17 protein-coding genes and 1 tRNA gene are annotated in these 20,622 nt (G+C 68.0%); 10 read left to right on the forward strand and 8 right to left on the reverse strand.

The genetic code is table 11. The features are described 5' to 3' along the window. Nucleotides 1-74 precede the first annotated feature (74 nt). Complete coding sequence (locus ACUVWL_RS02325) at nt 75-1,391, forward strand: hypothetical protein (protein ID WP_126411234.1); 1,317 nt, start codon at nt 75-77, stop codon at nt 1,389-1,391. Nucleotides 1,392-1,399: 8 nt separating this feature from the next. Here the strand turns inward: ACUVWL_RS02325 and ACUVWL_RS02330 are convergent, their stop codons facing one another. The 5 genes from ACUVWL_RS02330 to trxA all read right to left on the reverse strand — a co-directional run bounded on the left by ACUVWL_RS02330 (nt 1,400) and on the right by trxA (nt 6,971). Beyond that, a complete protein-coding gene (locus tag ACUVWL_RS02330; protein ID WP_126411233.1) occupies nt 1,400-2,116 on the reverse strand; it encodes a hypothetical protein in 717 nt (238 codons plus the stop codon). 47 nt (nt 2,117-2,163) lie between these two features. Continuing rightward, entirely contained in the window at nt 2,164-2,616 is a 453-nt protein-coding gene (locus tag ACUVWL_RS02335; protein ID WP_134809158.1) for a DUF4442 domain-containing protein, read from the reverse strand. A 67-nt stretch (nt 2,617-2,683) separates the two neighbouring features. Continuing rightward, the gene (locus ACUVWL_RS02340; RefSeq protein ID WP_069116173.1) at nt 2,684-4,309 is read right to left on the reverse strand and encodes a CHASE2 domain-containing protein; all 1,626 of its coding nucleotides are present in this window, start codon (nt 4,307-4,309) and stop codon (nt 2,684-2,686) included. Further along, a complete protein-coding gene (locus tag ACUVWL_RS02345) occupies nt 4,306-6,006 on the reverse strand; it encodes a FecR family protein (RefSeq protein ID WP_032961938.1) in 1,701 nt (566 codons plus the stop codon). Before ACUVWL_RS02345 ends, ACUVWL_RS02340 begins: the two co-directional genes overlap by 4 nt. Nucleotides 6,007-6,113: 107 nt before the next feature. After that, entirely contained in the window at nt 6,114-6,971 is an 858-nt protein-coding gene (gene trxA, locus ACUVWL_RS02350) for a thioredoxin (RefSeq protein WP_014038035.1), read from the reverse strand. A 323-nt stretch (nt 6,972-7,294) separates the two neighbouring features. Between trxA and ACUVWL_RS02355 the strand changes: the two genes are divergently transcribed. From ACUVWL_RS02355 to ACUVWL_RS02395, 9 genes are all read left to right on the forward strand, one after another. Further along, complete coding sequence (locus tag ACUVWL_RS02355) at nt 7,295-7,894, forward strand: DUF998 domain-containing protein (protein WP_075076259.1); 600 nt, start codon at nt 7,295-7,297, stop codon at nt 7,892-7,894. Nucleotides 7,895-7,999: 105 nt separating this feature from the next. Next, nucleotides 8,000-10,642 (forward strand): leucine--tRNA ligase, encoded by a 2,643-nt coding sequence (gene leuS / locus ACUVWL_RS02360; RefSeq protein WP_049442503.1) that lies wholly within the window; start codon nt 8,000-8,002, stop codon nt 10,640-10,642. A 137-nt stretch (nt 10,643-10,779) separates the two neighbouring features. Further along, a complete protein-coding gene (locus tag ACUVWL_RS02365; RefSeq protein WP_041863673.1) occupies nt 10,780-11,355 on the forward strand; it encodes an LPS-assembly lipoprotein LptE in 576 nt (191 codons plus the stop codon). A 12-nt stretch (nt 11,356-11,367) separates the two neighbouring features. Beyond that, on the forward strand, nt 11,368-12,405 hold the full coding sequence (gene holA, locus ACUVWL_RS02370; protein ID WP_032961944.1) for a DNA polymerase III subunit delta: 1,038 nt from the start codon (nt 11,368-11,370) through the stop codon (nt 12,403-12,405). Nucleotides 12,406-12,408: 3 nt separating this feature from the next. Further along, nucleotides 12,409-13,074, forward strand: coding sequence for a nicotinate-nucleotide adenylyltransferase (gene nadD, locus ACUVWL_RS02375; RefSeq protein ID WP_134809155.1), 666 nt, complete (start codon nt 12,409-12,411; stop codon nt 13,072-13,074). A gap of 58 nt (nt 13,075-13,132) precedes the next feature. Next, nucleotides 13,133-13,543, forward strand: a complete 411-nt coding sequence (gene rsfS / locus ACUVWL_RS02380; RefSeq protein ID WP_005418109.1) for a ribosome silencing factor — start codon at nt 13,133-13,135, stop codon at nt 13,541-13,543. Nucleotides 13,544-13,609: 66 nt separating this feature from the next. After that, nucleotides 13,610-14,080 carry a 23S rRNA (pseudouridine(1915)-N(3))-methyltransferase RlmH gene (gene rlmH / locus ACUVWL_RS02385; RefSeq protein ID WP_005418108.1) on the forward strand — a complete coding sequence of 157 codons (471 nt, stop codon included), beginning with the start codon at nt 13,610-13,612 and terminating at the stop codon, nt 14,078-14,080. A 22-nt stretch (nt 14,081-14,102) separates the two neighbouring features. Beyond that, nucleotides 14,103-14,179, forward strand: a tRNA-Asn gene (locus ACUVWL_RS02390). Nucleotides 14,180-14,181: 2 nt separating this feature from the next. Further along, a complete protein-coding gene (locus ACUVWL_RS02395) occupies nt 14,182-15,222 on the forward strand; it encodes an alpha/beta hydrolase (RefSeq protein ID WP_136191775.1) in 1,041 nt (346 codons plus the stop codon). A gap of 49 nt (nt 15,223-15,271) precedes the next feature. Here ACUVWL_RS02395 and ACUVWL_RS02400 read toward each other — a convergent pair whose 3' ends face one another. The 3 genes from ACUVWL_RS02400 to ACUVWL_RS02410 form a co-directional block, all read right to left on the reverse strand. Beyond that, nucleotides 15,272-16,693: a basic amino acid/polyamine antiporter gene (locus tag ACUVWL_RS02400; RefSeq protein WP_032961961.1), complete on the reverse strand. Its 1,422-nt coding sequence runs from the start codon at nt 16,691-16,693 to the stop codon at nt 15,272-15,274. A 167-nt stretch (nt 16,694-16,860) separates the two neighbouring features. Further along, the gene (locus ACUVWL_RS02405) at nt 16,861-19,656 is read right to left on the reverse strand and encodes a TonB-dependent receptor (protein WP_014647941.1); all 2,796 of its coding nucleotides are present in this window, start codon (nt 19,654-19,656) and stop codon (nt 16,861-16,863) included. Nucleotides 19,657-19,853: 197 nt separating this feature from the next. Beyond that, entirely contained in the window at nt 19,854-20,504 is a 651-nt protein-coding gene (locus ACUVWL_RS02410; protein ID WP_014647940.1) for an energy transducer TonB, read from the reverse strand. Nucleotides 20,505-20,622: the final 118 nt, after the last annotated feature.

The following is a 20,622-nucleotide window of genomic DNA, read 5'->3' on the forward strand; positions in this document are numbered from 1 at the left end:
GCGCATTGTAGCGGTCACGGCCGCTCGATTACGCTGAGCAATCGACTGCGGCAACGGCACATGGAAGGGAAGCTGTGTTGAAGATTCTGCGCGGACTGGGTTGGACCCTGGCAGGCCTTCTGGTGCTGGCCATCGTGGTGTGGTGCGCCTCGCGCATGTGGCCGGTGCCGGAATCGCGGCTACAGGCCCAGCAGCGCCTGCAGGCCCGCCTGCCTGTCCACGGCCACAACGGTTTTGCGCTGCTGTGGACGCTCGCGTTCGACGATCTGGACGCGCGCCAGCGCGAACAGGCCCTGGCCCGCGACGTGCAGCGTTGGGAGGCCGATCCGCGCGGCAATGGCGGCGCCGGACCGCAGCTGGCGGAGGACCATGACGCGCTGCGATCACGACCGGCGGCCAGCTGCGGGCCGACCGCCAGTGACTGCCTGGGCCAGGTGCGCGCCGACCCGCAGCGCTTCGTCGATGCCCACGCTGGCCACCAGCAGCTGCATGCGCGCCTGGACCAGCTGGCCGATGCGGACCACTTCGTGTCGCCATTCCGGCCCAAGGGCGACGGCATCCTGGTGCCGATGCCGACCTATGGCCTGATGATCGATGCCACCAGCGCACGCGCGCTGGCCTATGTGCAGGGCGATATCGACGGTGCGCTGCGTGGCAGTTGCAGGGGGCTTCAGCTGGGCCGGCGGCTGGTGACGGGCGGCAGTTACCTGGTGGAGAGCATCATCGGTGCCAGCCTGGTGCAGGCCAATGCCCAACTGCTGGCCGACATGCTGGTCGAACTGCCGGCCGACCATCCGTTGCCAGCGGAATGCGATCAGGCAATGCAGCCGATGCTGGCCGCCGAACAGAGCCTGTGCCGTGCGATGCAGGGTGAGTACGCGATGAGCCGGGCTGCGATCGAAACTTCGGCGCAGGAATTCAGCGGGGTGCTGGTCCTGGATCGCAGCAGCACCCTGGCGCGCGCGGCGGGCAATCTGGGCTGGGCCTGCGGCGCGGCGGCGATGGCGGCGCTGGAAGCGGATCGCCCGCTGCCGGTGCCGGCACCGCCGCAGCATGACTTTGGCTGCCTGTCGAACATCCTGGGGTGCGTGCTGACCGATATTGCCCGCCCGGTCTATCCGGCCTATTCGTCACGGACCCAGGATGCCGCCGCGATGGTGCGGCTGATCGGCGCGCAGCGCTGGCTGCGGCAGCAGGCGCAGGATCCGGTGGATGCGCTGCAGCGCCTGCCTGCGCAGTTCCGCTCGCCGGTGCGGGCACCGCAGCTGTCGGCCGATGGCCGCCGTCTGCAGGTGCCGCGGCGTTCACCGTCGCGCAGCACCGACGAGAGCCCATGGCTGTCGGTGCCGCTGGTGATGGAGAACGCCCCGGCCGCTGCTGCGCGCGACTGAGCAGCGTCTCAGTCGCTGCCCGCCAGCGGATCGAATGCCCAGCCATCACCAATGGTCTGCAGCGTCCAGCGGCGGCGGCTGTGCAGGGCCTCCCAGTGCACGCTGTCCTTGTCGTCCTCGATGCTGCCTTCGCTCCGCTTTACCCTGCCGGTGGAGAAGTTCACGCTCACCGACTCGGTCTGCCCGGAATTGCGCATCACCGAATTCTGGTCGTAGCCGATCAGCGCAAAGGCATCGTCCTGCCAACGGAAGGTAAAGGCGGTCGTGCCCATTGACCAGCTGCCCGCGCTGGCGAATGAAAACAGTGCGACCTTCAGGGTGCCCCGCTGGATGCTGACGCCGCCGTCTTCGAGCGGGTCGCTCATCACCGGATTGTCCGGGCGCGGTATCAGCTGGTGGTCCTGCACCGCCAGCACATAGCCGGACGGGCGCGACCACGCCACGGCGAGAATGCGCGGGTTGCTGTCGTACGGCGAGGGACCCAAGCCATCGTGCTCGATGACGTTGCGTGGCGCCTGCTGACGCAGCACCAGCACCAGGTCCGCGCGGCCATCCTGGTCGAGATCGCCTTCGACGCTCGATTCAAGTGCCCAGCCCTGGGGGACGAAACCGGCGGCATTGGCCGCCTGGGCCGGCAGCGTCGGATACTGCACCGGTGGCAGGTCGAGGGCGTGGGTGGTGAAGGACAGCAGGGTCAGCAGTGTGGCAAGCGCATACGGGCGCATCGGAGCCTCCATGGCAGGGAGGCCGAGGATAGCGCGCGCGTGCTGGATCAGCGTGCGTGCGGCTTCAACCGCAGGTACACCTGCTTGCGTACCTGGGCGACCACTTCGCCGCTTTCGTCGACGACATCGTTGCTGAACCAGCGCAGCACCTTTTCGCCGCCGGCCGCTTCGGCACGCAGTTCAGCCAGCAGTGCATCATCGATGCGGAACGAAGTACGCACCGTGCCCCGGCCAGGCTTGAGGAAATCGATCGTACCGGCCCGGTCCCACACGTAATAGTCACGGCCGAGGATGTGCAGCAGGCCCAGCATCCAGAATGGATCGGTCATCGCGAACAGGCTGCCGCCGAAATGCGTGCCTACGTAATTGCGGTTCCACGGCCGCAGTCGCAGTGCCACGTCGATCTGCCGGTAATCGGGCGTGATCCGGGTGACGTGGATGCCGGTGAACAGGAACGGCGGCCAGAGGTTGATGCCGAAGCGGAACAGGCGGGCGTTCATGCGGGTCCGGGGCGCGAGGCGAGGTGCCCAGTCTAACCATTCGCATGCGTATGTTGCACCCCGGGAGTCACGTCCCGCCGTCGATCATGAACCCGTCGCGGCCGTTGGCCTTGGCCTGGTACAGGGCGGTGTCGGCGCCTTCCACGAAATGGTGCGGTTGCAGGTCACCGTCGGGCACGCGGGTGAATACCCCGATGGTGAGCGTGACGCCGTCATCGCTGCCATCGCCCGGCGCCGGCAGTGCACGCACGCAGGCAATCAGGTCCTCGATCACCCGGCGCGCGCCCTCGGCCGGCGTATCCGGCAGCACCAGTGCGAATTCGTCGCCACCGTAGCGCGCCGCCATGTCGCGCGGGCGGCGCGCATGGGCGCCGATCAGGCGGGCGACATCACGCAGCACGCGGTCACCGACCTGGTGGCCATGGCGGTCGTTGTGGCGCTTGAAGTGGTCGACGTCGATCAGCGCCAGGCTCAATGGCTTGCCACTGCGCCGCGCGGCGTCGCATTCCTGCTGCAGTGACTGCTCGAAGCGCAGGCGGTTGCCCAGGCCGGTGAGGGCATCGCGGTTGGCCAGGCGGTGCCAGGCCGAGATCCGCCACACCGCCCAGACCAGCAGTGCCAGCACCACGCCCAGCATCGCGCTGGCCGGTGCCCACCACAGGTCACCGGTGCGCAGCAGCAGCCAGCTCAGCAGCGGCGGCATCGGCAGCGAACACAGCGCGACCAGCCACGGCAGGCGCAGGCCGAGCAGGATCACGCACAGCGCCACCAGCACGCCACTGATGGCGTGCTGCCAGGCGTGCGGCAGCACGTCGATCTGCTTGTGCTGCAGCAGCATCGAGGTGATGTTGGCCTGGTACTCGCTGCCGCTCATCCAGAACTCGCGGGTGGTCGGGGTCAGCAGGCGAGGCGCGATGCCGCTGGCCGTCATCCCGACCACGATGCGGCGGCCATGCAGCATCGCTCCATCCACGTGCCCATCGAGCACGTCCGCATAGGACACCTGCGGCAGCCGCTCGGGCGGGCCGGCGTAGCGCACGCGCACGTAATCATCGCGACGCCATTGATAGGGCGAGCCCAGCGCCGGGTCGGGGTCGGGCAGGCCGCGTACCGCACCCGCCGGCAGGTCGGCCAGTGCCAGGCCCAGTGCCGGCCAGTGCGGCCGTCCGATACCGGCGTGCAGATAGACGCCGCGGGCGACGCCGTCCCCATCCACCTCGACATCGGTGTGGCCGATCGCGGCGGCACTGGCGGCGATCTGCGGGATCGGCAGCATTTCCTCGGCCATGCGGTCGCCGGCCGCCGGTGCCGCCAGCACCGGCAGCACCACCCGGCCGTTGCGTCGGATCGCGGCCGCCAGCTCATCATCCTGGCGGCTGTCGCGACGGTCGGGTTCGGACAGCATCAGGTCCAGCGCAACGCGTTCGGCGCCGGCATCGGTCAGGCGGTCCAGCAGGCGGGCATGCACCGAGCGCGGCCAGGGCCACTGGCCGATACGCTGCAGGCTGCCTTCGTCGATGGCCACGATCAGCACGCTGGGGTCGGGGCGGTAGTCCCAGTTGCCGACCAGTGCGTCATAGGCCGCCTCGTCCTGCCGCCACAGCCATTGGCCCTGGCTGGCCACGATGGTCAGCACGCCGGCCAGCAGGGCCAGCAGGATCCGCTTCGACCATGGCAGCGGCGAGCGCCTCACAACAACAACCAGAGCAGCAGTGCACCGCCACCGGCGCCGTAGCACAGGCGGCATGGCAACGGGATCTGCTGGGCAGGAGAGAACTCGCCGGCGTGGCCGTCATCGTCGATGTACTGCACGCGCACGTGCAGCGTGCCGCTCCACGGGCGCTTGAAGCTCACCTGCGGCTGGGCCACGGTTTCATCGATCAATGGGGCCTTGAAGTCACCGCGGCGATCCACCTGCACCCGGTAGCGCTGGCCTTCGCTGCCGGCCTGCCAGCGCAGGGTGAGCTCGCCGTGCGCGGCCTCGGGCGGTTGCAGTGCCGGGTCCACCGGCTCGTTGCTCAGCTGCAGCGGCAGCGCCTGGCCATAGCGGCCCTGGTGGCCTTCGGCATCGCGCGAGGCCACGCGCCAGTAGTACTGTCCGGGCGGCAGCGGTTGCGCCAGGCGCAGGTCGGTCGCATGGGTAGCCTGCTCCTGCAGTGGCTGCCGGAAGCTGGGTTCGGCGGCGATCTGCAGCACGCTGCTGCGTGCACCGGGGGCCTGGCTCCAGCGGAAGCGCGGGCGGTCGCTGTTGATCGTCTGCCCATGCAGCGGCGATACGGTCAGCGGCGGCGGTGGCTGGTCACTGAGCTCGAAATCGGCGCTCGCATCCAGGCCTTCGACGCCCTGTGCGTCGACCGCGCGCAACAGGAGGCGCAGCTGGCCGGGCGGCAGGTCGCCGATCGCTAACCGGGTGTCGGCGGTGGTGGTGGCGAACAGCAGGATCTCCGGCGTTGCCGCCTGCACCACTTCCACCCGGTAGTGATCGGCGCCAGTGACCGGTTCCCAGGCAAGCAGGGTCGGCAGCGGCGCCAGGCGCAGCGCGTCATTGCGCAGCGCCGGCGCCGGCAGCAGGGCCGAGACCGCGGCGGGGGCCGCATCGGCGCTGCTGCTGCGGGTGGACTGCCCCGGCCGTACCAGCCGCTGGCCATGGGGGTTGCCGACCTGCACCTTGCCCTGCAGGACCTCGGTGGCGCCGACGTGCCCGGTATCCCCGGCGCTGACCCGGAACACCGTGCCGCGCACGCTGCTGGTCGCGGTGGGTGCATCGATGATGTAGCGCGAGGCCGGGCCGCGCGCCGGCGTCACCCGGTTGCTGGCGCGCCCCTGCTGCAGGCGCAGGCGGGTGTCGACCATGCCGGTGTGGCCATAGCGGCTGAGCTGGTCCAGGCGCAGGCGCGAGTATTCGCGCAGCTGCAGGCGCGAGGCATCGGCGAATTCCAGCGTGATGCTGGAATCGCCCTCGGTTTCCACGGTGTCACCGATATGCAGCTGCTCGCCGGCCTGGAGCGCACGGGTCGCCGTGCCATCGGCACCGGACAGCTCGACCTTGCCGCGCACCGACAGCACCCGGGCCGGCGCCGGTTCGGTGCGCAGCCAGCTGATCGGGAAGCGCAGCAGCTGGCCCGGCGGCAACTGGTAGGGGTTGTCGATGCGGTTGTGCTGCTGCAGCTGCTGCCAGCGTACCGAGGGTTTCAGGTACAGCCCACCCAGGTCCCACAGGGTGTCGCCGGGCCGGACCCGGTAGTTCCAGTCCTGGGCGCCGGCGATGGCAGGCGGCAGGAGGAGGGCGCAGAGCAGGGCGCCCGTTAAACGCATGGCGAACGACAGAGAGCGGACGACGGTCACAGTTTGCAATCCCGGCAATGCGGGGGTGCAGCTGCAAGACCCCATGGCCCCGACCTCATCCCCCCGAACGGATCGTGGCGACCGCAAGGCCGCCAGCGCGCGCATTATTGCCCGCGTTCAGTGCAGGGATTCTGAACGGAGCGGGCTTCCGTTCAGAACAGCAGCGACGCCATCCTGCGGCGGTACTGGCCCACCAGGTCCTCGTCGGAGATCACATTGAAGGCGTCGATCAAGGCTTTGCGTGGCAGGCCCTCCTCGAATCCACGGTCGATCCGCAGCATTTCCAGGAACTGCGCCAGGGCGGCCTCGTCATGCCCGCCCAGCAGCAGCTGCACGCCGCGCAGGTGGCGGGCCTTGAGATCCTTGCCATCAGCGGCGATGCGGGCCTCCAGCACCTCGGCCGCCGGAGCATCCTTCAGCGCAGCGGCGAAGGCCAGGCGGGCACGGGCGCGCACGGCGCGGTCGTCGGTGGCCAGATTGGCCGGCAGGCCGTCGATCAGGGTACCGGCCTCGTCCACGCCGCCGATCTGCAGCAGGGCCAGGGCCAGGTCGAGCTTCAGCTCATCCTTGTCCGGCTCGGCGGCGATCTGCGCGCGCAGTACGTCGACCTGCGCCTGCGGGTCCAGCGGGGCGTCATCTTCAGGGGCGGCATCGCCGACATCGGCCGGCACGATGCCGTGCTGGGCCAGGAATTCACGCAGCTGGCCTTCCGGAATGGCGCCGGGGAAGCCGTCCACCAGCTGGCCGCCCTTGACCAGGAACACGGTGGGCACCGAGCGGATCTGGAAGGCTGCCGCGATCTGCTGTTCCTTGTCGACATCGACCTTGGCCAGCTCGAAAGCGCCGTTGTACTCGGCAGCCAGCTTTTCCAGCATCGGGCCCAGGGTCTTGCACGGCCCGCACCAGGTGGCCCAGAAGTCGACCAGCACCGGCGTCTGCAGCGACTTCTGCAGGACTTCGGCCTCGAAGGTCGCAGTGGTGGCGTCGAATACGTAGGTCGTCTCGGTCATGGGGGAGGCATCGCTTGGCATCTGGAGACCGATTCTATGGTGACGATCGATGTCGGTCTCAACCCTGCCATCACGGAGTACGCCCTCGAGTGGTGCTGGCGGGCCGGCAGGGGCGCAGTGCAGCGTGTGGATCACCCACTAGCCGGAGGCGACAGGCTTCGATGGGGAGGCGCGCTTGCGACAGGGCGGAACTGCCATGCCTCGAGCATCACGGTAGGCGCAGCAGGCGGATATTGAAGTGCTCTGGAATGCGCCGCGCTTGGCGCATCGCGCCGCTGCCGCGACAATGCCGTGGTCCATTCCTTTCCAGGTGATTGCGCGCAATGTCCGTGGTCCGGCTTGATCGTTGGTTGGGGCTGCTTGCGGCAGTCGTATTCGTCCTGGCCGTGGCCGGCTTCGGTGCCGGCCTGGACGGCTATGCCCAGGCTCGCCACCCGGTGGCGCTGCTGGGTGCGCGCGGTGTACCGCATGCGCTGGCCTTCAATCTGCTGGGTTTCGTGCTGCCCGGCGTGCTGGCGGTGGCGGTGGCTGAACGCCTGCGCCGCAGTCTGCCGGCCACTGCTGGCTGGGCGCCACGGGTCGGCAGCCAGATGCTGCTGCTGGCCGGTCTGGCCTTTGCCGCGATGGGGCTGCTGCCACTGGACGTGGATGACCTGCATGGGCCCGCCAGCCAGCTGCATGCCAGCGCCTGGATGATCTGGGTACTGGGTTTCGTCGCCGGCACCGTGCTGCTGGGCGTGTCCCATCTGCGCCAGGCGCATGGCCGGGCCTTGGGCGCAGTGGCCCTGGGCTGCGGCGTGCTGGCCGCACTGGCGGCGTTCGCCCTGCAGGGCACACTGCCGGCGCCGATGGCACAACGGCTCGCGTTCGCCTGCTGGCTGGTCTGGCTGGCGGCGGCCCTGCCGCTGTCGCGTCCGCGCTGAGACGCCTCCCCGAGCGCCGCGGCGCCGGCGTCCGGCAGGCAGGATTGGAGCCATTTGCCGCACTGCGGTACGCTGTACCGCTTTGCCGCCGCATCCGCGTGTTCCATGACCAGCGCTGAAACCAACGCCTACGACCCGCAGCAGGTTGAATCCGCCGCCCAGCAGTACTGGGACGCCACCCGTGCCTTCGAGGTCGACGAGACTTCGGACAAGCCGAAGTACTACTGCCTGTCGATGCTTCCGTACCCGTCCGGTGCGCTGCACATGGGCCACGTGCGCAATTACACGATCGGCGACGTGATCAGCCGCTACAAGCGCATGACCGGCCACAACGTGCTGCAGCCGATGGGCTGGGACGCGTTCGGCCTGCCGGCGGAAAACGCTGCGATCAAGAACAAGACCGCGCCGGCGGCGTGGACCTACAAGAACATCGATCACATGCGCAGCCAGCTGAAGTCGCTGGGCTATGCCATCGACTGGTCGCGCGAGTTCGCCACCTGCCGTCCGGACTATTACGTCCACGAGCAGCGCATGTTCACCCGCCTGATGCGCAAGGGCCTGGCCTACCGCCGCAACGCGGTGGTGAACTGGGACCCGGTCGACCAGACCGTGCTGGCCAACGAGCAGGTCATCGACGGCCGCGGCTGGCGCTCCGGTGCGCTGGTGGAGAAGCGCGAGATTCCGCAATGGTTCCTGCGCATCACCGACTACGCCCAGGAACTGCTGGACGGCCTGGACGAGCTGGACGGCTGGCCGGAATCGGTCAAGACCATGCAGCGCAACTGGATCGGCCGTTCCGAGGGCCTGGAGATCCAGTTCGATGTGCGCGATGTCGATGGCAGCGCGCTGGACCCGCTGCGCGTGTTCACCACCCGCCCGGACACGGTGATGGGCGTGACCTTCGTGTCGATCGCCGCCGAGCACCCGCTGGCGCTGCATGCGGCGAAGAACAACCCGGAGCTGGCGGCGATGCTGGCCGACCTGAAGCAGGGTGGCGTGTCCGAGGCTGAACTGGAAACCCAGGAAAAGCGCGGCATGGACACCGGCCTGCGCGCGCTGCATCCGGTCACCGGCGAGCCGGTGCCGGTGTGGGTCGCCAACTTCGTGCTGATGGGCTACGGCACCGGCGCGGTGATGGCCGTTCCGGGCCATGACCAGCGCGACAACGAAGTGGCCAACAAGTACGGCCTGCCGATCAAGCAGGTCATCGCCCTGAAGGATGCGCGCACCGAAGAGGAGCGCAACTGGGACGGTAGCCGCTGGCAGGACTGGTACAGCGACAAGAGCCGTGCCTTCGAGCTGGTGAACTCGGCCGAGTTCGACGGCCTGGATTTCCAGGGCGCCTTTGAAGCCCTGGCCGAACGTTTCGAGCGCAAGGCCCAGGGCCAGCGCCGCGTCAACTACCGCCTGCGCGACTGGGGCGTGAGCCGCCAGCGCTACTGGGGCTGCCCGATTCCGGTGATCTACTGCGCCAAGTGCGGCGCGGTGCCGGTGCCGGAAGAGCAGCTGCCGGTGGTGCTGCCGGAAGACGTGGCCTTCGCCGGTACCGGCTCGCCGATCAAGACCGACCCGGAATGGCGCAAGACCACCTGCCCGGATTGCGGCGGCGCGGCCGAGCGCGAGACCGACACCTTCGACACCTTCATGGAGTCGAGCTGGTACTACGCCCGCTACACCTCGCCGGGTGCCCGTGATGCGGTCGACAAGCGCGGCAACTACTGGCTGCCGGTGGACCAGTACATCGGTGGCATCGAGCACGCGATCCTGCACCTGATGTATTTCCGCTTCTACCACAAGCTGCTGCGCGACGCGCGGATGGTGGACAGCAACGAACCGGCGCGCAACCTGCTGTGCCAGGGCATGGTGATCGCTGAAACCTATTACCGCCCGAACCCGGACGGCTCGAAGGACTGGATCAACCCGGCCGACGTGGAAGTGCAGCGCGACGAGCGCGGCCGCATCACCGGCGCCACCCTGATCGCCGACGGCCAGCCGGTGGTGGTCGGTGGTACCGAGAAGATGTCCAAGTCGAAGAACAACGGCGTGGACCCGCAGGCGATGGTCGGCAAGTACGGCGCCGATACCGTGCGCCTGTTCTCGATGTTCGCCGCACCGCCGGAACAGTCGCTGGAGTGGAACGAAGCCGGCGTGGACGGCATGGCCCGCTTCCTGCGCCGCCTCTGGGCCCAGGTGCAGAAGCACGCTGCCGACGGTGCCGCCCCGGCACTGGATATCGCGGCGCTGGATGCCAACCAGAAGGCGCTGCGCCGCAAGACCCATGAAACCATCGGCAAGGTCGGTGACGACTATGGCCGCCGCCACAGCTTCAATACCGCGATCGCTGCGGTGATGGAGCTGATGAACGCGCTGGCCAAGTTCGAGGATGGCAGCGAGCAGGGCCGCGCGGTGCGCCAGGAAGCGCTGCAGGCGATCGTGCTGCTGCTCAACCCGATCACCCCGCATGCCAGCCACGCCCTGTGGCAGGTGCTGGGTCATGGCGAGACGCTGCTGGAAGACCAGCCGTTCCCGCAGGCCGACAGCAGCGCGCTGGTGCGCGATGCGCTGACCCTGGCGGTGCAGGTCAACGGCAAGCTGCGTGGCACCATCGAGGTGGCGGCCGATGCCGCGCGCGAGCAGGTCGAGGCGCTGGCCCTGGCCGAGCCCAACGCGGCCAGGTTCATGGAAGGCCTGACGGTGCGCAAGATCATCATCGTCCCGGGCAAGATCGTGAACATCGTCGCTGCCTGATGTCCCCGGCACCGGTCACCCGCGCGGTGGCCGGTGCCATTTCATGAGCAGGGCCGGGCGCCTGATGGCCCTGCATTCACGCGGCTTCGGGCACGCTGTGTGTTGCCGTGATCGCCCGGCTCCGCCAGACTGTCTCCATGACCCGAATCCTGCTTGCCCTCGTTCTTGTCCTCGGCCTCGCCGGCTGCGGTTTCCATCTGCGCAACAAGCTGATGCTGCCGACCGACACTGCCCCGGTGAAGGTGGTCTCCACCGCCCCGTACAGTGAACTGGTCAAGCTGCTCAACCGCAGCCTGCTGGCCTCCGGTGCCAAGCTGGCCGATGAGGACAGCAAGGGACCCAACGCCCAGCTGCAGGTGCTGTCCGAGCGCTGGGGTGACCTGCCGATCGCCATCGACTCGCAGGGCCGCGCACAGGAATACAGCCTGCGCTACGCGGTGATCTTCATCTTCCGTCGCGAGGATGGCAGCGAACTGGTGCCGCAGCAGGTGATCGAACTGTCGCGCGACTATGTGTCGCCGCCGACCGACGCCACCGGTACCACCACCGAACGCGAAATCCTGGCCACGGAGCTGCGCCGGGAAATGTCCGCCTCGATCATCCGCCGTATCGACAGCGTGGTCCGCGCCGAGATCGAGAAGGGCGGCAGCCTGTCCGCGCCGAAGGCCAAGCCGATCGAGGGTGCGGTGCCGGCCGCCGACGCCAAGCACTGAGCGGCAGCGACGATGGAACTGCGTCCGGAGCAGCTGGCCAGCCAGGGCGCTGACACCCCGTTGGCGCCGGTGTACCTGATCGCAGGCCCGGAAACCCTGCGCGTGCTGGAGGCGGCAGATGCCGTCCGCGCGCGCGCGCGCGCCTCCGGCATCGGCGAACGCGAAGTGTTCGACGCCGACGGGCGGGATTTCGACTGGAACCAGCTCGACGCCAGCTTCAATGCGCCCAGCCTGTTCAGCGCCCGCCGCCTGGTCGAGGTGCGCCTGCCCAGCGGCAAGCCCGGCAAGGACGGCGCCGAAGTGATCAGCCAGTTCTGCGCCAATCCGGCGCCGGACGTGGTGCTGATGATCACCGCCAATGAATGGAGCAAGGCCCATCAGGGCAAGTGGGCCGAGGCGGTCAGCCGCATCGGCGTGCTGTCGGTGGCCTGGGCGATCAAGCCGCACGAACTGCCGGACTGGATCGAGCGCCGCCTGCGCGGCAAGGGCCTGCGTGCCGACCCGGCCGCCGTGCAACGCCTGGCCGAGCGGGTGGAGGGCAACCTGCTGGCCGCCGCCCAGGAAATCGACAAGCTGGCGCTGTTGGCCGATGGCCAGCCGCTGGATGTGGAGCGGATGGAATCGCTGGTGGCTGACGCTGCCCGCTACGACGTGTTCCGGCTGGTGGAGGCGACGTTCTCCGGCCAGCCGCCGGCCGTGCTGCGCATGCTGGCTGGCCTGCGCGGCGAAGGCGAAGCGGTGGCCGCACTGATGCCGATCGTGATCCGTGAACTGCTGGCCGGTGCCGGCCTGGCCCGTGTGCAGGCCCGTGGCGGCAACCTGGCCGCCGAAATGAAATCGCGTGGCATCTGGGAATCACGGCAGGCGCCCTACAAGCGCGCGCTGCAGCGGCACCCGGAAGGCAAGCGCTGGGAACGCTTCGTGGCCGAAGCCGGGCTGGTCGACCGCATCGCCAAGGGGCGGGCCGACGGCGATGCCTGGCTGGCGCTGGAGCGCCTGCTGGTGGCCGTGGCCGAACCGCGTGCCGTGCGCCTGCTGGCGCGGGCCTGAACGATGAGCCTGCGGATCTATTACGGGGGCACCTTCGATCCGGTGCACCTGGGGCATCTGGCAATCGCGCGAGCCGCCCGGGACGAACTGCAGGTGGCCGTGCGCATGTTGCCGGCAGGCGATCCGCCGCACCGTGCGGTGCCCGGCGCTACCGCCGAGCAGCGCTGCACCATGTTGTCGCTGGCCATCGGCGACGAACCGGGCCTGCTGCTTGACCGTCGTGAACTGGACCGTGCCACGCGCTATCCCGGTCGTCCGTCCTACACCGTCGATACCCTGCGCGAGCTGCGCGGCGAGCTGGGCCCAAGCCGGCCACTGGCCTGGCTGGTGGGCGCCGACAGCCTGCTGGGCCTGTCCGGCTGGCACGAATGGGAGGCCCTGTTCGGGCTGGCCCACTTCGTGGTGGCCGAGCGGCCGGGCAGCCCGCTGCAGGCGTCGATCGACGGTGAACTGGGGCGTGCCCTGCAGGGGCGCTGGGCCGACAACGAACAGGCCCTGTTCGCCAGCCCGGCCGGACGCATCCTGCGCCTGCACCACCCGCTGCGCGAGGAATCGGCCAGCGCCGTGCGCTCGCAGATCGCCGCCTGTGGCCCCTGGCGCGCCCTGCTGCCGCCGGCTGTCGCGGACTACGTCGCTGCACACGGGCTGTACCGCCCGGCCACAGCGTGAATGGCGCCGCCGTGCCATCCCCGTATAATCGCCCCCACGTTTATCGAGTCGATCCATTTTGAGCAACCAGACCCAGCCCCAGACCATCAAGGTCGATCTGCCCAGCCCGCCGCCGTCCGTGCCGGAACTGCTGGCCAGCGTCCGCCAAGCCACCGAAGACCTGAAGGCCAAGGACCTGGTCGAGATCGACGTGCGCGGCCGGTCCAGCGTTGCCGACTACATGATCGTCGTTTCGGGCACCTCGACCCGCCACGTCAAGTCGATCGCCGATGAAGTCGTGCGCTTCGCCAAGAACATCGACGTGATGCCGCTGGGTGTTGAAGGCGAGCGCGAAGCCGAGTGGGTGCTGGTCGATCTGGGCGACGTGATCGTCCATGTGATGCTGCCGCGCGTGCGTGAGTTCTACGCCCTCGAGCGCCTGTGGACCGTTGGCGACCAGCCGCCGTCCAGCGACGACGAAGTGGCCTGAGCCGCACGTTGATGCATCCCTTCGACGGCGCCGATGGCGCCGTCGACGTTTTGGAGGACCGTGTAGATGAAAGCCCGCCTGATCGCCACCGGTGAACGCGCGCCCAGCTGGGTCGCGCAGGGCTTCGCCGAGTACCAGAAGCGGCTGTCGCACTGGCTGCCGTTCGAGCTGGTGGAAATCGAGCCCGGCTTGCGCGGCAAGGGACGTGATCCGCGCCGCGCCACTGAAGATGAAGGCAAGCGGGTCATCGCTGCGCTGCCGAAGAACGCCTATGTGGTGGCACTGGATGTGCCAGGACGACAGCTGAGTTCCGAACAGCTGGCACAGCGCCTGGAGCATTGGCGCGGGCAGGGCCGCGACCTGGCGTTCCTGATTGGTGGCCCGGAAGGGCATTCGCCGGAGGTGTCCGCGCTGGCCGATGAGAAGTGGTCGATCGGACCGCTGACGCTGCCGCACATGCTGGTGCGCCTGGTGGTGGCCGAGCAGCTGTATCGGGCCGCCGCAATGATTGCCAATCACCCCTACCATCGCGCGTGAAGAGTGGTTATACTAGTCGTCTGCCCGAATAGCTCAGCCGGTTAGAGCACTTGACTGTTAATCAGGGGGTCGTTGGTTCGAGTCCAACTTCGGGCGCCACCTTGAGAAACCTGCATCGCAAGATGCAGGTTTTTTTTTGTCGCTACACTCTGCTGCTGCAACCATGGATGCCGATCATGCGCGTGCTGCTGTCCTCGAGCTTCCTGCTGCTGGCGATGGTGCCGTTCGCCACAACGAAGGCCGCGCCTTCCACCTGGCATCCGCCACAGGGCACCACCGAGCTTCCGTTGTGGCCGCAGGGCACGGTGATCGCGCCGCCGAAGTTGAAGGGGCCCGAGCAGGTCAGCGAAGTGATCTCCGAAGCCAGTGGCGAACACTGGATGATGCTGCAGAACGTCGCTGCGCCGACCCTCACCGTGTTTCCACCGAAGGGACCGGCCACCGGCACCGCAGTGATGGTGGTGCCTGGCGGAGGCTATCGGGTGCTGGCGATGGACCTGGAAGGCAGCGAGATCTGCGGCTGGCTGACCGCACAGGGCATCACCTGTGCATTGCTGAAGTACCGGGTGCCAGCCTCTGGCCCGAACTGGGACCCCGAGTGCAACTGCCGCGACATTCCGAAAGTGCCGATGGCCCTGCAGGATGCACAGCGTGCAATGGGCCTGCTGCGCGCACAGGCCGAGCGCTGGTCAATCAATCCCAAGCGGATCGGGGCGATCGGCTTTTCCGCCGGTGGTCACGTGGTGGCGGGACTGAGCACGCACGCGCTGCGCAGCTACGCGCCGGTCGATGCTGCGGATAAGCAACCCAGCCGTCCCGATTTCGCGATGGTGATGTATTCCGGGCACCTGTGGGCAGGGCACGGGAAGGGATTGTCGCTGGTCAGGGACATCACCGTGGATGACAAGGTGCCGCCGACGTTCATCGCGCAGGCCACCGACGATCGCACCGATGACGTGCGCGAATCGCTGGCCTATTACCGTGCCTTGGCGGACGCGGGCGCGCCGGTGGAAATGCATCTGTTTGCACGCGGCGGCCACGCATTCGGGCTGCGCATGAAGGATGCACCGGTCGCGGCGTGGCCGCAGCTGGCCGAGCGCTGGATGCAGGATATCGGCATGCTGGCGGATCGCCAGTTGTAGAGCCGAGCCATGCTCGGCTGCCTGTGTGAAGCCGAGCGCGGGCTCGGCTCTACAGTGCCAGCTCACCTCTGCAGAAGGCCACCAGCGTGGCGATCGCCACCGCCAGGATCGCGCCGAACAGTACCCACTCCCAGCGCGTGAATACCCGCTCGCCGCGCTGGCGCCGGGTCAAAGCGAACAACACCACGCCGGGCACGTACAGCAGTACCGACAGCAGCAGGTTGTCCAGGCCGCCGGCATACACCAGCCACAGCGCATAGGCGCTGGCCAGCAGTGCGACCCCGAAATCGCGCCAGCGCACGCCTGGTTCGCCGGTGTAGGCCTGCCCGCGCCAGGCCAGCTGCACGCCGAACGCGGTGGACAGGAAGTAGGGCACCAGGCTCATCGACGCAGCGAGCAGCACCAGCCCGGTGTAGCTGCCCGAACTGACCAGCACCATCAGCAGGAACAACTGGATCAGGCCATTGCTCAACCACAGTGCATTGGCCGGCACGCCACGCGCGTTCTCGCGGCCGAGGAAGGCCGGCATGGTGCCGTCACCGGCGGCGGCATACAGCACTTCGGCGCACAGCAGCACCCAGGCCAGCAATGCGCCGAGTACGGAGACGATCGAACCGATGATGATCACCGTCGCGCCCCATTCGCCGACGATGGCGCGCAGCACGTAGGCCATCGACGGATTGGGCAGCCCGGCCAGTTCGGCCTGCGACAGCACGCCCATCGACAGCAGGCTGACCAGTACCAGCAGCAGCCAGACCCCGAGGAAACCGATCACCGTGGCACGGCCGACGTCGGCACGGCGCGCGGCACGCCGCGAATAGATGCTGGCCCCTTCGATGCCGATGAACACCCACACGGTCACCAGCATCATGCCGCGCAGCTGCTGGCCGAGGTCGCCGAGTGCGGGCGTACCGAGGAAATCGGCGCGGAACACGTCCATGCGGAACGCGCCCGCCGCCAGGATCAGGAACAACGCGATCGGCAGCAGCTTGGCCACCGTCACCAGGCCGTTGACGATGGCGGCCGTGCGCAGGCCGCGCAGCACCAGCAGGTGCACGGTCCACAGCAGCAGTGATGAAGCGGCTACGGCGGCGGGTGTATTGCCTTCACCGAAGACCGGCACGAAGTGGCCGAGGCCACTGAAGATCAGTACGAAGAAGCTGGCGTTGCCGAGCACCGACGCCACCCAGTAGCCCCACGCCGCGGAGAAGCCGATGTAGTTGCCGAAGCCTTCGCGCGCATAGGCGTATATGCCGGTATCCAGGTCGGGGCGACGATTGGCCAGGGCCTGGAACACGAAGGCCAGCATCAGCATGCCGGCGCCACTGACCGCCCAGCCGATCAAGGCGGCGGCCGGGCCGGCGCTGCGCGCGACGTTCTGCGGCAGTGAAAAGATGCCGGCGCCGACCATCGAGCCGACTACCAGTGCAGTCAACGCGGGCAGGCCCAGCCGTTGCGATGTCGCGGCCATGGAGATCCCCTGCGGCGCGGATGCCGCGAGCATACGGTAGCCATGTCCTCGTGAACATGTCCGCAAGAGCCAGCGGGCAAGCGCCAGCCTGCAGGAACCGGCCCGCGTGAAAACGACGAAGGCCCGGGCAACGGCCCGGGCCTTCGAAGGTGACGCTGCAACCGGTCTTACTTGAACGTGTACTTGAAGCCGACGGTGTAGTAACGGCCCAGCGCACCGGAGAAGTGCATCGGGTTGTAGTTCACCGCGCCGTAGGTGGTCGGATCGAGCGGGGCGATGCGGTCGAACACGTTGGCCACCGAGGCGTTGAGTTCGAACGAGTCGTTGATGCTCCAGCGACCGGACAGGTCCATCGTGGTGAACGAAGAGATCTTCTTCACCGGCGTACCGTCAGCGTAGAAGGCCAGGTAGCTGCCACCACGGCTGTCGATGTTGTCCATCTTGCTGATGTAGTTGACGATGCCGCTGACGCTCCACGGGCCCTGCTTCCAGGTGGTGCCGAAGTTGACCTTGTCCTTCGGCGTACCGATGCAGTTGGTGACGTCGCAGTTGCCGTGGGTACCCACGTAATCAACCGTGTCGCCGCCTTCGGTGCGCTCGAACTTCAGGATGTGGCTCCACTGCAGGTCCAGCTCCAGCTGGCCCGGGCCGATCTCGAAGGTCTGGCGGATATCGGTATCGATACCGCGCACGCGCGACGAGCTGGCATTCACGTAGCCGGTGTTGACCGCCAGGATGGTGCCGCTGTTGGCCACGCCATTGAGATTGTTGCTGTCGCGCAGCACGTTGCCGGCCAGGATCGCCGCCGCCGTGCTGCCCTGCACGATCTCGTTGGTACGCTTGATCTGCCAGGCATCGACGGTCATCGAGGTGGTCGAAGTCGGCTGCAGCACGATGCCGACCGAGTAGCTCTTGGACTCTTCCGGCTTCAGCAGCTTGTTCGGCTTGGTGATGATCGCCACCGAATTGGCGCCACATTCGCTGGCAGCGCCGCCGCTGATCTGGCAACGCACCGGGTCGACCGCAGTGGAGAAGGCGGCCAGGCCACCGTCACCGTTCTCGGCCGGGTTCGGCGCGCGGAAGCCTTCGGCGTAGCTGGCGCGCAGGGCGATCCAGTCGGCCGGGGTCCACTTCACGCCCAGCTTCGGCGTAGCCTTGCCTTCGCCGCTTTCGTACTTGTCGTAACGCAGGGCGCCGGACAGTTCCAGCTGTTCCAGCACCGGTGCCGACAGTTCGACGTAGCCGGCGTAGACGTTCTGGGTGCCGTCATAGGCCGAGTAGCCCAGGCCGATGATGTCGCCCTGGTCGGTGTAGGTCTGCGGGGTCAGGCTGTTGCTGGTCTTGCGCCACTCGGTACCGATCGCCAGGCCCAGCGGACCACCCTTCAGGTCCATCAGGCTGCGCGAGACGGTGAAGTCGAACATGTCCAGGCTGGACTTGGCGCGGGCGCTGATCGTGGGCGAGATGTAGTCGTACAGCGCCTGCGAGTTCTTGCCGGCATCATCACCGATACGCCACACGCCACCGGCGCAGTTGGCATTGCCCAGTGCACACTGGACGGCGCTGTAGCGCAGGAAGCCGGTGCGCTTGTTGGTCAGGTCGGTGCCCGAGTGCAGGTAGGCGGTGTCGTAGCTCCAGTCGCCCCAGTTGCCCTTGATGCCGACCAGGAAGCGGTTGAACTCATTGGTGTTGTCGGTCACGCGCGGGCCGACATCCCAGGCCGAGTAACGCACGCGGCGCGCCGTGCCCGGGGTCGGGTTGTCGGGATGGTTCGGGCCCAGCACGGTGGCACCGGGGCCACTGTTGGCATTGACCGGGCCGCCCGGATAGCCCCAGCCGCCCGACACGCCGGACGGGGTGTTGCTGAAGATGGTTTCCTTCTTCGAGTAGCCGATCTCGGTGTAGATCTCGCCGCCTTCACCGAAGGCGAAGCTGGCGCGACCGAACACGTTGACGTACTTCTCTTCCGGAATCAGGTCGCGGTACTGCTGCGCCGGATCCCACAGGCAGCCATCGGCGGCGATGCTGGCCGGGGTCTGCCCACCGATGGTGGTCAGGCCGGCGCAACCCGGCAGCGGCACCAGATGGCCGGTGGCGTCGAGGTAGGAGCCGTTCGGGCCGGAACCGCCGGAGGTGCCACCACGGGTGTAGGCACCGCCGAGGAACTGGGCGGTCTTGTCATAGCCCCACGGGCGGGTGTCACCGGTACCGATCCACTTGCGGTTCTTGCGGTCGCTGATCTTGATCGCGTCGGTCTTGCCAACGTCCAGGCTGAAGAAGGCGTTCCAGCCATCGGTGGCCAGGTCGCCGGTACCGGCGGTCAGGGTTGCCTTCCGGGCGTCGCCATCGCTGTCACCGGACAGGCCGTAGGAGCCACGCAGGATGGCGCCCTGGAAGTCGCTGCGCAGGATGATGTTGACCACGCCGGCGATGGCATCGGAGCCGTAGATCGCCGAAGCGCCGTCCTTCAGGACTTCCACGCGCTCGACGGCATCGAGCGGAATGGTGCTGAGGTCGGTGAAGACCTTCTGTCCGTCATCGGCCAGACCATAGGTGGCCATGCGGCGGCCGTTCAACAGTACCAGCGTCGAGCCGGCGCCCAGGCCGCGCAGCGAGATGCCGGCACCACCGCCGGCGAAACCGTTGCCGAAGGTCTTGGGAATCGAGCCGGCGCCATCGGCGGTGATGGTCTGCAGGTACTCGGCCAGCGAGGTCTTGCCGGTGCGGTCGATTTCCTGGCGGGTCACCACCTGCACCGGCGACGGTGTCTCGGTGTTGGTGCGCGGGATGTTGGAGCCGGTGACCGTGATGCGGTCGAGGTTGGTGGCCTTTTCCTGCGCGAAGGCGGAGGAGGAAGCGACGGCGCCGGCCAGCAGCAGGGCGCCGCCGGTGAGGATGTGGGTGATGGACGATGCCAGGGTGCTGCGGCGGCGGCTGGCGGGCCGTTGGATCGGGTGTTTCACAGCTTCTCTCCTAACTGGAAAACCGTAGCGTTGAGGGCTGTCGCCGGATCGATACCGGGACGCGCCAATCTAGGTTTCCTGCAGGTGACGAAGTCGTGAAATTTTGCTTAATCGGTAACGCTTGGTCCCTGGCCTGTCCGCATTTCCCGGGCAGCGGCAGGGACCGGCCCGGCGCGAGGCCGGGCCGGTGGTGGGGCTCAGTCGGGCAGCGAGAACTGTACCGGTACCAGGCCGATGGCCGGAACTGCCACGCCGTCACGCTGGGCAGGCTCGAAGCGCCAGTGCCGGAGCACCTGCTGGCGGGCGGCCTGGTCCAGGTTGCGCGAGCCGCTGCTGCGCTCGACGCTGACCGCGACCGGTTGGCCATGGCTGTCCACTTCCACCCGCAACAGCACTGTTCCCTGTTCGTGGTTGCGCAGGGACTGGATGGGGTAGGTCGGCGGCGGGGCGCTGCGGTACTGCAGCTGGGCGCCGGCCAGAGGGGTGGACGTGTCGATGCTGGGCGCCAGCTGCGGCGGAGCCGGTTCGGCGGCCGGCAGCGCGATGCCCTGGGTCTCCTCCACGGTCGCGGTGGGCGCCGGCAGTGGCGGTACCACCGGCTGCGTTCGCGGTTTCGGCACCACCTGGACGATCTCCTTGGGCGGGACCGGAACCGGCGGCGTTGGCGGTGGCGGGATCTTCTCGATCAGCCGGACCGGCGTCTTTTCACGCGGGACCTGCACGGCCTGGTAGGTCGCAGGGATGAGCAGCAACAGGAAGGCCAGCAGGTGCAGGGCGATCGCCGCGCTCCAGGCGGCCACCCGGGCGGGGTCGAAATGCAGGGATGCAACGGGGTACGTACGAACCATGATCCACCTCCATGCCAGTGACGAAGTCCTCAACGCACCAGGGCCCGTGGCGGGGTTGCCGCACGCGGCTGGCAGTCCATCAGTAGCGCGGCACGACGGCTACTGCCTAGAGGCAGGG

The organism is Stenotrophomonas muris (assembly GCF_052751275.1).